At 68.3% G+C, this 12,692-nt stretch carries 15 protein-coding genes; 1 reads left to right on the top strand and 14 read right to left on the bottom strand.

The genetic code is table 11. From position 1 onward, the window contains the following. Positions 1 to 166 precede the first annotated feature (166 nt). Positions 167 to 1,243, top strand: coding sequence for a histidinol-phosphate transaminase (hisC, locus tag HA630_RS15860; protein ID WP_166835879.1), 1,077 nt, complete (start codon positions 167 to 169; stop codon positions 1,241 to 1,243). Between the two features lie 67 nt (positions 1,244 to 1,310). Here hisC and HA630_RS15855 read toward each other — a convergent pair whose 3' ends face one another. The 14 genes from HA630_RS15855 to HA630_RS15790 form a co-directional block, all read right to left on the bottom strand. Further along, a complete protein-coding gene (locus HA630_RS15855; protein ID WP_166835877.1) occupies positions 1,311 to 1,961 on the bottom strand; it encodes a glutathione peroxidase in 651 nt (216 codons plus the stop codon). Between the two features lie 15 nt (positions 1,962 to 1,976). Beyond that, the gene (gene hisD, locus HA630_RS15850) at positions 1,977 to 3,302 is read right to left on the bottom strand and encodes a histidinol dehydrogenase (protein WP_166835875.1); all 1,326 of its coding nucleotides are present in this window, start codon (positions 3,300 to 3,302) and stop codon (positions 1,977 to 1,979) included. After that, complete coding sequence (hisG, locus tag HA630_RS15845) at positions 3,299 to 3,985, bottom strand: ATP phosphoribosyltransferase (protein ID WP_166835873.1); 687 nt, start codon at positions 3,983 to 3,985, stop codon at positions 3,299 to 3,301. Before hisG ends, hisD begins: the two co-directional genes overlap by 4 nt. Then, a complete protein-coding gene (murA, locus tag HA630_RS15840) occupies positions 3,982 to 5,256 on the bottom strand; it encodes a UDP-N-acetylglucosamine 1-carboxyvinyltransferase (protein WP_166835871.1) in 1,275 nt (424 codons plus the stop codon). The genes hisG and murA overlap by 4 nt, the downstream gene beginning before the upstream one ends. A gap of 9 nt (positions 5,257 to 5,265) precedes the next feature. Continuing rightward, positions 5,266 to 5,505, bottom strand: a complete 240-nt coding sequence (locus tag HA630_RS15835) for a BolA family protein (RefSeq protein WP_166835869.1) — start codon at positions 5,503 to 5,505, stop codon at positions 5,266 to 5,268. Between the two features lies 1 nt (position 5,506). Continuing rightward, the gene (locus HA630_RS15830; protein WP_166835884.1) at positions 5,507 to 6,262 is read right to left on the bottom strand and encodes an ABC transporter permease; all 756 of its coding nucleotides are present in this window, start codon (positions 6,260 to 6,262) and stop codon (positions 5,507 to 5,509) included. Positions 6,263 to 6,270: 8 nt separating this feature from the next. Beyond that, the gene (locus HA630_RS15825) at positions 6,271 to 7,194 is read right to left on the bottom strand and encodes an ABC transporter ATP-binding protein (protein WP_166835867.1); all 924 of its coding nucleotides are present in this window, start codon (positions 7,192 to 7,194) and stop codon (positions 6,271 to 6,273) included. A 12-nt stretch (positions 7,195 to 7,206) separates the two neighbouring features. Continuing rightward, positions 7,207 to 7,488 carry an STAS domain-containing protein gene (locus HA630_RS15820; RefSeq protein WP_166835865.1) on the bottom strand — a complete coding sequence of 94 codons (282 nt, stop codon included), beginning with the start codon at positions 7,486 to 7,488 and terminating at the stop codon, positions 7,207 to 7,209. A gap of 12 nt (positions 7,489 to 7,500) precedes the next feature. Further along, positions 7,501 to 8,154: a phospholipid-binding protein MlaC gene (locus tag HA630_RS15815; protein WP_166835863.1), complete on the bottom strand. Its 654-nt coding sequence runs from the start codon at positions 8,152 to 8,154 to the stop codon at positions 7,501 to 7,503. 105 nt (positions 8,155 to 8,259) lie between these two features. Beyond that, complete coding sequence (locus HA630_RS15810) at positions 8,260 to 8,985, bottom strand: VacJ family lipoprotein (protein ID WP_166835861.1); 726 nt, start codon at positions 8,983 to 8,985, stop codon at positions 8,260 to 8,262. Between the two features lie 42 nt (positions 8,986 to 9,027). After that, positions 9,028 to 9,510, bottom strand: a complete 483-nt coding sequence (gene mlaD / locus HA630_RS15805) for an outer membrane lipid asymmetry maintenance protein MlaD (protein ID WP_166835859.1) — start codon at positions 9,508 to 9,510, stop codon at positions 9,028 to 9,030. Positions 9,511 to 9,526: 16 nt separating this feature from the next. Then, complete coding sequence (gene mlaE, locus HA630_RS15800) at positions 9,527 to 10,309, bottom strand: lipid asymmetry maintenance ABC transporter permease subunit MlaE (protein ID WP_166835857.1); 783 nt, start codon at positions 10,307 to 10,309, stop codon at positions 9,527 to 9,529. After that, entirely contained in the window at positions 10,306 to 11,115 is an 810-nt protein-coding gene (locus HA630_RS15795) for an ABC transporter ATP-binding protein (RefSeq protein ID WP_166835855.1), read from the bottom strand. The genes mlaE and HA630_RS15795 overlap by 4 nt, the downstream gene beginning before the upstream one ends. A 94-nt stretch (positions 11,116 to 11,209) precedes the next feature. Continuing rightward, entirely contained in the window at positions 11,210 to 12,685 is a 1,476-nt protein-coding gene (locus HA630_RS15790) for a glutamate synthase subunit beta (RefSeq protein ID WP_166835854.1), read from the bottom strand. Positions 12,686 to 12,692 lie beyond the last annotated feature (7 nt).

Genomic DNA, 12,692 nt, shown 5'->3' with positions numbered 1-12,692 from the left:
GCCGTCCAGGTTGACGCGGGCGGTGATGCGGGTTTCGAGGGTGTTGCGGGTGACGTCGGCTTGCCGCATGAGGGCCAGGGCTTCCAAGAGCGATTCCAAGGGTTGTTCGAGGGGGCATGATACCATCCACCTCCAAGGCAAACACTGCCCTTTACCCCTATACCCCATGAGCCGATTCTGGAGTGCCGTCGTCCACGGCCTGACCCCTTACGTGCCGGGCGAACAGCCCAAACTCGACAACCTGGTCAAGCTCAACACCAACGAGCACCCCTACGGTCCCTCGCCCAAGGCGTTGGAAGCGATCCGCCACGCCACCTCGGACGCGCTACGCTTATACCCGGACCCGAACGCCGACGCACTGAAAACCGCGCTGGCCCAGCGCCACGGCGTCAAGCCCAACCAGGTGTTCGTGGGCAACGGCTCCGACGAGGTGCTGGCCCACGCCTTTCAGGCTTTGCTGAAACACGACGGCGAACTCTGGTTCCCGGACGTGACCTACTCCTTCTACCCCGTGTACTGCGGCCTGTACGGCGTTGCGCACCGTGTGGTGCCGCTGGCCGACGACTACACCCTGCGGGTGGAAGACTACCTGCCACGCGACGGGCAGCGGGCCGGCGCCATCATCTTCCCCAACCCGAACGCCCCCACCGGCCGACTGCTGCCGCTGCAGGCGGTGGAACGCATCGTCGCTGGCAACCCCGACGCGGTGGTGCTGGTGGACGAAGCCTATGTGGACTTTGGCGGCGACAGCGCCATCGCCCTGGTGGACCGCTACCCCAACCTGCTGGTGGTGCACACCTTCTCCAAGAGCCGGTCGCTGGCGGGCCTGCGGGTGGGTTTTGCCATTGGCCACCCCGATTTGATCGAAGGGCTGGAGCGGGTGAAGAACAGCTTCAACTCCTACCCACTGGACCGGCTGGCCATCGCTGGCGCGGTGGCGTCGGTGGAAGACGAGGCGTTTTTCCAACACAGCTGCCGCCAGGTGGTGGACACCCGCGAGCGGCTGGTGACGCAAATGACCGCGCTGGGCTTCGAGGTGCTGCCGTCGGCGGCCAACTTCATTTTCGCGCGCCACCCGGGCCACGACGGCGCGGCCCTGGCGGCGGCGCTGCGCCAGCGGGCCATCATCGTGCGGCACTTCAAACTGCCGCGCATCGACCAGTTCCTGCGCATCACCGTGGGCACCGACGCGCAGTGCGACGCGCTGGTGGCCGCCTTGCGCGAGGTACTGACCGCCGGCTGACCCCCCGACTGGCGCGACCCAGCCAGCGCCGTCAGCACCCACCCATGGCTGGGCAGGCGCGGGGCGCTCAAGGCGCGGGGCGGGCAAGTTGCGCCTGCAGGTCGGCCAGCAGCTTGCGGTCGCTGGGACCGGTGGTGCTGGCGTAGGCCGACACGACCTGGCCGTCACGGCCGATCAGGTATTTGTAGAAGTTCCACTTGGGCGACACGCCGGTCTGCTGCGCCAGCTGTTTGTAGAAGGGCGAGGCACCCGAGCCGCGCACCGAGCTTTTGGCGAACATCGGGAATTTGACGCCAAAGGTGTTCTCGCAGAACTCCGCGATTTCGTCGTTGCTTTTCTTTTCCTGGAAAAAGTCGCCCGACGGGAAACCCAGCACCACCAAGCCCTTGTCCTGGTAGCGGGCGTACAGGTCTTCCAGCCCCTGGTACTGGTTGGTGAAGCCGCAGTAGCTGGCGGTGTTCACCACCAGCAGCACCTTGCCACGGTACTGGCACAGCGACTGCGGTTTTTCGTCCTGCAGGCGCGGGAAGGTGTGGTTGAGCAGCGCGGGGCAGGCACCGCTGGCCACGGGCGCCGAGGGCGTGGCCAGCGGGCTGGCGGCCAGCGCGGTCGGGGCCGAAGACAAGGTGAGCAGGCCCAGCAAACCGGCCGGCAGCGCAGCCAACAGGCGGGGCAGCGTGGCCAGGCGGTGGAGGCAACCCAAGGGACGGTGTGGCATGACAAATTCCTGCGTTCAACGCAGGCGCAACTCCGCCGCACGGGCGTGCGCCTGCAACCCCTCGCCGTGGGCGAGGACCGAGGCTATCTGACCCAGTTTTTGCGCGCCAGTTTCACTGACTTCGATCAGGCTGCTGCGTTTTTGGAAGTCGTACACCCCCAGCGGGCTGGAAAAGCGCGCGGTGCCGCTGGTGGGCAGCACATGGTTGGGGCCCGCGCAGTAGTCGCCCAGGCTTTCGCTGGTGTAGGCGCCCAGGAAGATGGCGCCGGCGTGCTTGAGCAGCGGCTCCCAGCGGTGCGGTTCGTGGCTGGAGACTTCCAGGTGCTCGGGCGCGATGCGGTTGCTGATGGCGCAGGCCTCGTCCATGCTGCGGGTGAGGATGAGCGCACCCCGGCCGTTCAGGCTCTTGGCAATGATCTCGGCGCGCGGCAGGGTCGGCAGCAAGCGGTCGATGGCGGTCTGCACCGCGTCGAGGTAGACGGCGTCCGGGCACAACAGGATGGACTGAGCCAACTCGTCGTGCTCGGCCTGGGAAAACAGGTCCATCGCCACCCAGTCGGCGGGGGTGCTGCCGTCGGCCAGCACCAGAATTTCGCTGGGGCCGGCGATCATGTCGATGCCCACGGTGCCGAACACGTGCTTCTTGGCACTGGCCACGTAGGCATTGCCGGGGCCGGTGATCTTGTCCACCTTGGGCACGGTCTGGGTGCCGTAGGCCAGCGCGGCCACGGCCTGCGCCCCGCCCAGGGTGAAGGCGCGGCTGACGCCCGCGACGTAAGCGGCGGCGAGCACCAGCGGGTTTTTCTCGCCACGCGGGGTGGGCACCACCATGACGATGTCTTCGACCCCCGCCACGTGGGCCGGGATGGCGTTCATCAGCACCGACGACGGGTAGGCCGCCTTGCCACCGGGCACGTAAATGCCCACGCGGTCCAGCGGCGTGACCTTCTGGCCCAGCAGGGTGCCGTCTTCGTCGCGGTAGGTCCAGCTTTCGCCGCTGGCCTTCTTCTGCGCCTCGTGGTAGCGGCGCACCCGGTCGGCCGCCTTTTGCAGCGCGTCGCGCTGGGCGGCGGGCAGGCCGTCGAACGCAGTCTTCAGCTCGGCCTGGGTCAGTTCGAGTTCGGCCATGGCGGCGGCGCTCAGGCCGTCGAAACGCTGGGTGTACTCCAGCACGGCGGCATCGCCGCGCGCTTTCACGTCGGCCAGGATGTCGGCCACCCGCCGCTCGATGGCGGCGTCGGTGTCGGCCGACCAGTGCAGGCGCTGCTGGAAGCGGGCCTCGAAATCGGCGTCGGCGGTGTTCAGGCGCAGCGGCTTGGCTTTGAGGGCGGTATCGGTCATGCGGCCACCCCCTGCGGCTGGCTGGCGCGCGCGAACGCGTCCAGAATGGGGCGCAGCGCCTCGCGCTTGACTTTGAGCGCGCCCTGGTTCACCACCAGGCGCGAGGAAATGTCCATGATGCGCTCCACCTCGACCAGGTGGTTGGCCTTGAGGGTGTTACCGGTGGACACCAGGTCCACGATGGCGTCGGCCAGGCCGGTCAGCGGCGCCAGCTCCATGCTGCCGTAGAGCTTGATCAGGTCCACGTGCACGCCCTTGCTGGCAAAGAAGTCGCGCGCAATCGCCACGTACTTGGTGGCCACCTTCAGGCGGGCGCCCTGGCGCACGGCGCGTGCGTAGTCGAAGTCGGCACGCACGGCCACGCTCATGCGGCACCTGGCAATGCCGAGGTCCAGCGGCTGGTACAGGCCCACGTTGCCGGCACCGCCCCACTCGGCCTCGTGCTCCAGCAGGGTGTCCTTGCCGCACACGCCCAGGTCGGCGCCGCCGTACTGCACGTAGGTGGGCACGTCGGAGGCGCGCACCAGCACCACCCGCACATCGGGCCGGTTGGTGGGCAGGATCAGCTTGCGCGACTTTTCCGGGTCTTCCAGCACCTCGATGCCGGCGGCGGCCAGCAGCGGCAGGGTTTCTTCGAAGATGCGGCCCTTGGACAGGGCCAGGGTCAACTGGCGGGCGCTCATGAGAGCCTTTCGATGTCCGCGCCCAGGGCGCGCAGTTTCACTTCCATCTGGTCGTAGCCGCGGTCCAGGTGGTAGATGCGGTCCACCACGGTTTCGCCGTCGGCCACCAGCCCGGCGATCACCAGGCTGGCCGAGGCGCGCAGGTCGGTCGCCATGACGGTGGCGCCGGACAGGCGCTCCACGCCTTCGACCAGGGCGACGCGGCCGTCGATGTGGATCTTGGCGCCCAGGCGCTGCAGCTCCTGCACGTGCATGAAGCGGTTTTCAAAAATCGTTTCGGTCACGCTGCTGGCACCCGGCGCCACGCAGTTGAGCGCCATGAACTGGGCCTGCATGTCGGTCGGGAAACCGGGGTATTCGGTGGTGCGGAAGGTCTGGGCCTTGAGCGCCGCCGCGCCAGGCGAGGCCACCCTCAGGCCACCGGGCACCTCGTCCACCGTCACGCCGGCATCGCGCAGTTTGTCGATCACCGCGTCCAGGTGGTCGCCGCGGGCGTGGCGCAACAGCGCCTCGCCGCCGGTGGCCGCCACCGCGCACAAAAAGGTGCCGGCCTCGATGCGGTCGGCCACCACGGCGTGGTCGCAGCCGTCCAGGCGCTCCACGCCCTGGATGCGGATGCGGCTGGTGCCGTGGCCTTCGATCTTGGCGCCCATCTTGATCAGCATCTCGGCCAGGTCCGTCACCTCGGGCTCCTGGGCGGCGTTTTCCAACACGGTTTCGCCGTCGGCCAGGGCCGCGGCCATCAGGAAGTTCTCGGTGCCGGTGACGGTGACCATGTCGGTGGTGATGCGCGCGCCCTTCAGGCGGGTCTGGCCCGCGGGCAGCTGCGCCACCATGTAACCGTGTTCCACAACGATCTCGGCGCCCATGGCCTGCAGGCCCTTGATGTGCTGATCCACCGGGCGCGAACCGATCGCGCAACCGCCGGGCAGCGACACCTTGGCGCGGCCAAAGCGCGCCAGCAGCGGCCCCAGCACCAGCACCGAAGCGCGCATGGTCTTGACCAGCTCGTAGGGCGCCTCGGGCAGCAGGTCGCCGGCGGCGTGCAGGGTCAGGCCGCCGCGCTCGCCGTGGGCCTGGGTCTGCACGCCCATGTTTTCCAGCAGCTTGCGCATGGTGGCCACGTCGCGCAGGCGCGGCACGTTGCGCAGCATCACCGGCTGGTCGGTCAGCAGCGCGGCGCAAAGCTCGGGCAGGGCGGCGTTCTTGGCGCCCGAAACGGTCACTTCACCGTGCAGGCGGCGGCCGCCGCGGATGCGCAATTGGTCCATGGGCGAGGCTCAGCGTTGGGCGGCCCATTCGGCCGGGGTGTGGGTTTTCATCGACAGGGCGTGCACCTCGTCGGTCTGGATGCGGGCGCCCAGCGTGGCGTACACCAGCTGGTGGCGCTGGATCAGGCGCTTGCCCTCGAAGGCCGGCGACACGATGACCGCGGCCCAGTGGCGGCCGTCGCCCGTGACCTCCAGGTGGTCGCAGGCCAGGCCGCTGGCGATGAGGGAGTGCAATTCGTCGGAGGTCATGTCAGTGCCGGATCTTGTAGCCGGTTTTCAGCAAATGGAGGGCCAGGCCCGCCACCCCGGCGAAGGCCGCGCCGACCACCGCCAGGCTGACCCAGGGCGAGACGTCGCCCTGGCCAAAGAAGCCGTAGCGGAAACCGTCGATCATGTAGAAGAACGGGTTGAGGTGGCTGACCTGCTGCCAAAAGGATGGCAGGGAGTGGATGGAGTAGAACACGCCGCTGAGGAAGGTCATGGGCATGATGATGAAGTTCTGGAACGCGGCCATCTGGTCGAATTTTTCGGCCCACAGCCCGGCGATCACACCCAGCGACCCCAGCAGCCCGGCACCCAGGAAGGCGAACACCGCGATCCACCCCGGCGCGACAAAGGTGAGGTCGGTGAACCAGACGGTGGCCAGCAGCACGCCCAGCCCCACCACCAGCCCGCGCACGATGGACGAGCCGACGTAGGCCACGAACCAGGCGCGGTGCGACAGCGGCGTGAGCAGCACGAACACCAGGTTGCCCATGACCTTGCTCTGGATCAGGCTGGACGAGCTGTTGGCAAAGGCATTTTGCAGCACGCTCATCATCACCAGCCCGGGGAGCAGGAAGGCGGTGTAGCTGACCGTGTCGTACACCTTGACGTGTTCCTCCAGCACGTGGCCGAAGATGAGCAGGTAAAGGATGGCCGTCATCACGGGCGCGGCCACGGTCTGGAAGCCGACCTTCCAGAAGCGCAGGATTTCCTTGAGGAACAGGGTCTGCCAACCGGTCATGGTGTGGTTCATGCCGCCACCTCCGCCGCCGGTTTGTGGCCGGTGAGGTCGAGGAACACGTCCTCCAGGTCGGCCTTGGTGATTTCGATGTCCTCCACCGCCACGCCGGCCTCGCGCACCCGCGCCAGGAGGCGCTCGACCGCCAGCGCGTCGGGCGCCGGCAGTTGCACAAAGCGGCCGGTGACCCGCGCCTGGGCCGCCAGGTCGGCCGGCAGGGCGTGGTCGGTCTTGAAGCGCAGCACGTTGGCCGAGGCTTGCTTGAGCAGATCGGAGGTTTTTTCCAGCGCCACCAGTTCGCCCTGTTTCAGCATGGCGATGCGGCCGCACAGGGCCTCGGCTTCTTCGAGGTAGTGGGTGGTCAGCAACACGGTGCTGCCCTGCTTGTTCAGGCGCGAGACGAACTGCCACAGCGTCTGGCGCAGTTCCACGTCCACGCCGGCGGTGGGTTCGTCCAGCACGATGACCGGCGGCTTGTGCACCAGCGCCTGCGCCACCAGCACCCGGCGCTTCATGCCGCCCGACAGTTGTCGCATGTTGGCGCCGGCCTTGTCGGCCAGGCCCAGGCCGTCCAGCAGTTCGTCGATCCAGCCGGCGTTGTCGCGGATGCCGAAGTAGCCCGACTGGAAGCGCAGCGCCTCGCGCACGCTGAAGAAGGGGTCAAACACCAGCTCCTGCGGCACCACGCCCAGGCGGCGGCGCGCCTGGGCGTAGTCGGTCTGCACGTCGGCGCCGTGCACCGCGACGTGACCACCGCTGGCCCGGGTGAGGCCCGCCAGGATGCTGATGAGGGTGGTTTTGCCTGCCCCGTTGGGCCCGAGCAGGCCAAAGAACTCGCCGGGTTCGATGTCAAAGCTCACCCCCTTGAGGGCTTGCAGCTCGCCTCGGGGGGTGGTGTAGCTTTTGGAAACGCGTTGGAAGGAAACGGCGGACATGGGCCCAGCATTTTACGCGGGCAGCAATGCACTCACGCCGTACAGGGCCGCGAGGTCGCGCAAACGGGCCGGCAGGCCCTGCACCTGCCAGCGGGCCCCGAGCGCCAGCACGCGGCGGCGCACGCCCAGCAGCACCGCCAGGGCCGACGAGTCGAACTCGTTCAGGGCTTGCGCGTCCAGCACCACCACGGCCCCGGCCTGGGGCGGCTCGGCCCGCAGGGCCGCCAGGCAACGGTCCAGGTAGGCACCGGCTTCGGCCTGGGTCAGTCGGGCGGGGGCAGCGGGCAGGCGCATGGCGGGGCCGGCTCAGGACTTGGCCGCGTTGCTGCGGTTGCGCTCGGCCAGCGCGGCGATCAGACCGTCCAGGCCCCGCGCCTGGATTTCCTGGGCGAACTGGCCGCGGTAGGTGTCCACCAGCCAGACGCCCAGCACGTTGATGTCGTAGACCTTCCAGCCGCTGGCGGTTTTTTCCAGGCGGTAGTCGAGCTGGATCGGGTCGCCGCGGCCGCGCACCTCGGAGCGCACCACCACCTCGGTGTCGGTGGGCGCGGCACGCATGGGGCGCAGCACCAGGGTCTGGTCCTTGACCTGGCCCAGTGCGCCGGAATAGGTGCGCACCAGCAGGGTCTTGAACTCGGCCTGCAGGCGCTGGCGCTGCTCGGGTGTGGCCTGGCGCCAGGACCGGCCCACGGCCGAGGCGGTCATGCGGGTGAAGCTCAGGTGCGGCATGAGCTTGGTGTCCACCAGCTGGGCCACCTTGTTCATGTCGCCGGCCTGGATGGCCGGGTCGCTCTTGACCAGGGCAAACACCTCACCGGCGACGCGCTGGATCAGGGCGTCCGGGGCTTCCACCGCGGTGGCGTGGGCGGCCAGCGGCCAGGCCAGGGCGGCACACAGGCCGGCGCTCAAGGCGAGCCAGCCGCGGCGGTCGGTGGTCAGGGGCGTGACAGAGGGGTTCATGGGGCGTTCCTTGTGGGCCGTGGCGCCGGGGTGGTCGCGCGGGCCCTGGTGGGGTACCGGCTGCGGCGCACAGGTTCCCGTGCGTTACACCCGGTCACCGGGGTTTCAATCGTCGTAACGTTCTTCGGGGGCGGCGCCGTTGCCGCTGATCTGCGAGGCGCGCCGCTGCAGGTAGGCATCGCGGGTGAAGCTGTACTTGTCCAGGGCCACCTCGTCCAGCAGTTCGCCGGCGCGCAGCAGGCTGGCGCGGGTGTCCACCACGCGCAGGCCGATGGCGCTGTTGCGGGTGGGCACGTGGTCCACGCCCTGGGTCAGCAGGTCGCCCCGCTGGTCCACCACCAGGCCGGCGGCGTCGCGCACACTGGACGGCCCGAACACCGGCAGCACCAGGTAGGGGCCGGAAGGCACGCCCCAGCGCCCCATGGTGTGGCCAAAGTCCAGCGTGGTACGGGGGATGCCCATCTCGCTCGCCACGTCCAGCACACCGCCCAGACCAAACACGGTGTTGACGTTGAAGCGCATGAAGTTCTCGGCCGCCTCGGCCGGGCGCGCCTGCAACAGCGCGTTGACGAAGGACCAGACGTCGCGCAGGTTGTTGAAGAAGTTGTGCACGCCGGTGCGCACCGGGCTGGGCGTCACGTCCTGGTAGGCGGTGGCCACGGGCTTGAGCACCGCGTCGTCCAGGCCGTCGTTGAAGCGGGTGACGCCGCGGTTGAAGGGCTCCAGCGGGTCTTGCGGGTGGGCGTTCGGCCCGGTCGCGCAACCGGCGAGCAGGCCGACGCTCAGGCCCAGGGCCAGCAGCATCGAACGGGTCGCGTGGTGCTTCTTCATGAAAAACTCCCTCGGTGGTTGGTGTGTGGGTATTGTCGCCGTTCAGCGCTCGGCGGGCGCGGCGGCACCGGCCTCCTCGGCCTTGTTGAACAGGAACTGGCCGATCAGGTTTTCCAGCACCACGGCCGACTGGGTCTGGGTGATCACGTCACCCGCCGCCCAGTTGCCGTCGGCGCCACCGGCCTCGATGCCCACGTACTGCTCGCCCAGCAGGCCGCTGGTGAGGATTTTCAGCGAGCTGTCCTGGGGGAAAGCGTAGCGCGACTCCAGCGCCATGACCACGTCGGCCTGAAAGGTCTGGTCGTTGAAGGCGATGGACTCGACCCGGCCCACCACCACGCCGGCGCTGCGCACCGCCGACTTGGGCTTGAGCCCGCCGATGTTGTCAAAACGCGCGGTGACGCGGTAGGTGGACTCGAAGCTCAGGTTGAGCAGGTTGGCCGCCTGCAGCGACAGGAACAACAGGGCCAACGCCCCCAGCAGCACAAACAAACCCACCCACAGGTCTTTGGCAGAGCGTTGCATGCACACCCTCCTCGGTTCAAATACCAAACATCAGCGCGGTCAGGACGAAGTCCAGGCCCAGCACCGTCAAAGAAGCCATCACCACCGTTCGGGTGGTGGCGCGCGAGACACCCTCGGGCGTGGCCTGGGCCACGTAGCCCTGCAACAAGGCGATGAAGGTGACGGCCACGCCGAACACCAGGCTTTTCACCACGCTGTTGCCGACGTCGCTCCACACGTCCACGCCGGCCTGCATCTGGCTCCAGAAGGAGCCGCTGTCCACGCCCAGCATGGGCACGCTCACCAGCCAGCCACCGACGATGCCCACGGCACTGAACACCGCGGTCAGCACCGGCAGCACCACCAGACCGGCCCAGAAGCGCGGCGCCAGGATGCGCGAAACCGGATCGACCGCCATCATCTCCATCGCGCTGATCTGCTCGCCGGCTTTCATGAGGCCGATTTCGGCGGTGAGCGAGGTGCCGGCCCGCCCGGCGAAGAGCAGCGCGGCGATCACCGGGCCCAGTTCGCGCACCAGGCTCAGCGCCACCAGCAGGCCCAGCGCCTCGGTGGAGCCGAAACGCTGCAAGGTGTAGTAGCCCTGCAAGGCCAGCACAAAGCCCACGAACAAACCAGACACGCCGATGATGGCCAGCGAGTAGTTGCCCAGGAAATGGATCTGCTCGCGCACCAGGCCAAAGCGCCGCAGCGCGGTGCCGGCGCAGGCCAGCAGCCGCCCAAACAGCCGGGTGGCGTAGCCGATGTCGGCCAGCTTGAGCCGCACCGCGTAACCGATGGCCGAGAGGCCGGAGCGGCTCATGCGCGCCTCCCGGGGCCGTAGTCGTCGCCCGCGGGGGGGGCCGGGTAGTGGAAATGCACCGGCCCCTCCGGTTCGGCGTGCACAAACTGGTGCACCAGCGGGTCGGTGCTGTGCCGCACCTCGTCGGGCGTGCCCTGCGCGGCGACGCGGCCGTTGGCCAGCACCACCACGTGGTCGGCGATGGCAAAGGTTTCGTCCAGGTCGTGCGACACCAGGATGCTGGTCAGCCCCATGGCGTCGTTGAGCTGGCGGATCAGCCGCGCTGCCGTGCCCAGCGAGATCGGGTCCAGCCCGGCGAAGGGCTCATCGTACATCACCAGCTCCGGGTCCAGCGCGATGGCACGCGCCAGCGCCACGCGCCGGCTCATGCCGCCCGAGATTTCCGAGGGCATCAGGTCCCGCGCCCCGCGCAGACCGACCGCGTCGAGCTTCATCAGCACCACGTCGCGGACCAGTTCTTCGGGCAGGCGGGTGTGTTCGCGCAGCGGAAAGGCCACGTTGTCGAAGACGCTGAGGTCGGTGAACAGGGCGCCGAACTGGAACAGCATGCCCATGCGGCGGCGCATCCGGTACAGGCCCGCCGCGTCCATGGCCATCACGTCCGCGCCGTCAAAGTGCAAACGGCCGGCCTGGGCCCGGTACTGGCCCCCGATCAGGCGCAGCACCGTGGTCTTGCCCCCGCCCGAGGCGCCCATCAGCGCGGTGACCTTGCCGCGCGGGATGTCCAGGCTCAGCCCGTCCAGGATCAAGCGATCTCCGTACCCGAAGGTGAGATCGCGCAGCTGGACCAGGGCGGGGGAGGACATGCAAAGAAGGGCTTGAAACAGAAAAGCCGGCGAACCGGCTTGTCGGATGATACGGGATAACCCGCAACGGCGTGCGCCGCACGCCGTTGGCCGCTCAGCGCGGCAGGTCGGAGTAGCCCATCAGGAACTCGTCCACCGCGCGCGCCGCCTGGCGGCCTTCGCGGATGGCCCACACCACCAGCGATTGGCCACGGCGCATGTCGCCGGCGGCGAACACCTTGGCCACGTTGGTGGCGTAGCCGCCGGTGAAGTCGGTGGTGGCCTTGGCGTTGCCGCGCGCGTCCTTGTCCACGCCAAAGGCGTCCAGCACGGTCGCCACCGGATTGGTGAAGCCCATGGCCAGCAGCACCAGGTCGGCCTTGTATTCCTTCTCGGTGCCGGGAATCTCGACCAGCTTGCCGTCCTTGAACTCCACGTTCACCGTGGTCAGGCTGGTGACCTTGCCCTTGGCGCCGTTGAACGACTTGGTGGAGATGGCGAACTCGCGGGTGCAGCCCTCTTCGTGGCTGGACGAGGTGCGCAGCTTGATCGGCCAGTAGGGCCAGGTCAGCTCTTTGTTTTCCTGCTCGGGCGGCATCGGCATCACCTCGAACTGGGTGACGCTGGCGGCGCCGTGGCGGTTGCTGGTGCCCACGCAGTCGGAGCCGGTGTCGCCACCGCCGATCACGACGACGTGCTTGCCGTCGGCACGCAGCTGCTTTTTCAGCTTGTCGCCGGCGTTGACCTTGTTCTGCTGCGGCAGGAACTCCATCGCGAAGTGCACGCCGTCCAGCTCGCGGCCGGGCACCGGCAGGTCGCGGCTCTGCTCGGAACCGCCGGTCAGCAGCACCGCGTCGAACTCGGCCTTCAGTTGCTCGGGCGACACGGTTTCCTTGGCGTCGTTGGTCACCTTGGCCGCCGGACCTTCGGTCGGCAAGGCGCCGACGATGACGCCGGTGCGGAAGGTCACGCCTTCGGCCTCCATCTGCTCAACGCGGCGGTCGATCAGCCACTTCTCCATCTTGAAGTCGGGGATGCCGTAACGCAGCAGGCCGCCGACGCGGTCGTTCTTCTCGAACACGGTCACGTCGTGACCGGCGCGCGCCAGTTGCTGGGCGGCCGCCAGGCCCGCCGGGCCGGCGCCGACCACCGCCACCTTCTTGCCGGTCTTGATCTTGGCCGGGCGCGGCTGGACCCAGCCCTCGGCCCAGGCCTTGTCGATGATGGCGTGCTCGATGGACTTGATGCCCACCGCGTCGCCGTTCACGTTCAGGGTGCAGGCGGCCTCGCAGGGTGCGGGGCAGATGCGGCCGGTGAACTCGGGGAAGTTGTTGGTGCTGTGCAGCACCGCGATCGCGTTCTCCCAGTCCTGGCGGTAGACCAGGTCGTTGAAGTCCGGGATGATGTTGTTGACCGGGCAGCCGCTGTTGCAGAACGGCGTGCCGCAGTCCATGCAGCGGGCGCCCTGCACCTTGGCCTGCTCATCGGTCAGGCCCACCACGAATTCCTTGTAGTGCTTCAGGCGCTCGGGCACGGGCTTGTAGCCCTCTTCCAGGCGCTCAAATTCCATGAAGCCGGTGATTTTTCCCATGATACGT

It is taken from the genome of Aquabacterium sp. A08 (genome assembly GCF_011742065.1).
This window is presented reverse-complemented; position numbering and strand designations above follow the sequence as displayed.

Bases quoted from the DNA above. Each gene is read 5' to 3' on its own strand.
- hisC (WP_166835879.1), top strand. From the start codon at position 167: ATGAGCCGATTCTGGAGTGCCGTCGTCCACGGCCTGACCCCTTACGTG.
- HA630_RS15855 (WP_166835877.1), bottom strand. From the start codon at position 1,961: ATGCCACACCGTCCCTTGGGTTGCCTCCACCGCCTGGCCACGCTGCCC.
- hisD (WP_166835875.1), bottom strand. From the start codon at position 3,302: ATGACCGATACCGCCCTCAAAGCCAAGCCGCTGCGCCTGAACACCGCC.
- hisG (WP_166835873.1), bottom strand. From the start codon at position 3,985: ATGAGCGCCCGCCAGTTGACCCTGGCCCTGTCCAAGGGCCGCATCTTC.
- murA (WP_166835871.1), bottom strand. From the start codon at position 5,256: ATGGACCAATTGCGCATCCGCGGCGGCCGCCGCCTGCACGGTGAAGTG.
- HA630_RS15835 (WP_166835869.1), bottom strand. From the start codon at position 5,505: ATGACCTCCGACGAATTGCACTCCCTCATCGCCAGCGGCCTGGCCTGC.
- HA630_RS15830 (WP_166835884.1), bottom strand. From the start codon at position 6,262: ATGACCGGTTGGCAGACCCTGTTCCTCAAGGAAATCCTGCGCTTCTGG.
- HA630_RS15825 (WP_166835867.1), bottom strand. From the start codon at position 7,194: ATGTCCGCCGTTTCCTTCCAACGCGTTTCCAAAAGCTACACCACCCCC.
- HA630_RS15820 (WP_166835865.1), bottom strand. From the start codon at position 7,488: ATGCGCCTGCCCGCTGCCCCCGCCCGACTGACCCAGGCCGAAGCCGGT.
- HA630_RS15815 (WP_166835863.1), bottom strand. From the start codon at position 8,154: ATGAACCCCTCTGTCACGCCCCTGACCACCGACCGCCGCGGCTGGCTC.
- HA630_RS15810 (WP_166835861.1), bottom strand. From the start codon at position 8,985: ATGAAGAAGCACCACGCGACCCGTTCGATGCTGCTGGCCCTGGGCCTG.
- mlaD (WP_166835859.1), bottom strand. From the start codon at position 9,510: ATGCAACGCTCTGCCAAAGACCTGTGGGTGGGTTTGTTTGTGCTGCTG.
- mlaE (WP_166835857.1), bottom strand. From the start codon at position 10,309: ATGAGCCGCTCCGGCCTCTCGGCCATCGGTTACGCGGTGCGGCTCAAG.
- HA630_RS15795 (WP_166835855.1), bottom strand. From the start codon at position 11,115: ATGTCCTCCCCCGCCCTGGTCCAGCTGCGCGATCTCACCTTCGGGTAC.
- HA630_RS15790 (WP_166835854.1), bottom strand. From the start codon at position 12,685: ATGGGAAAAATCACCGGCTTCATGGAATTTGAGCGCCTGGAAGAGGGC.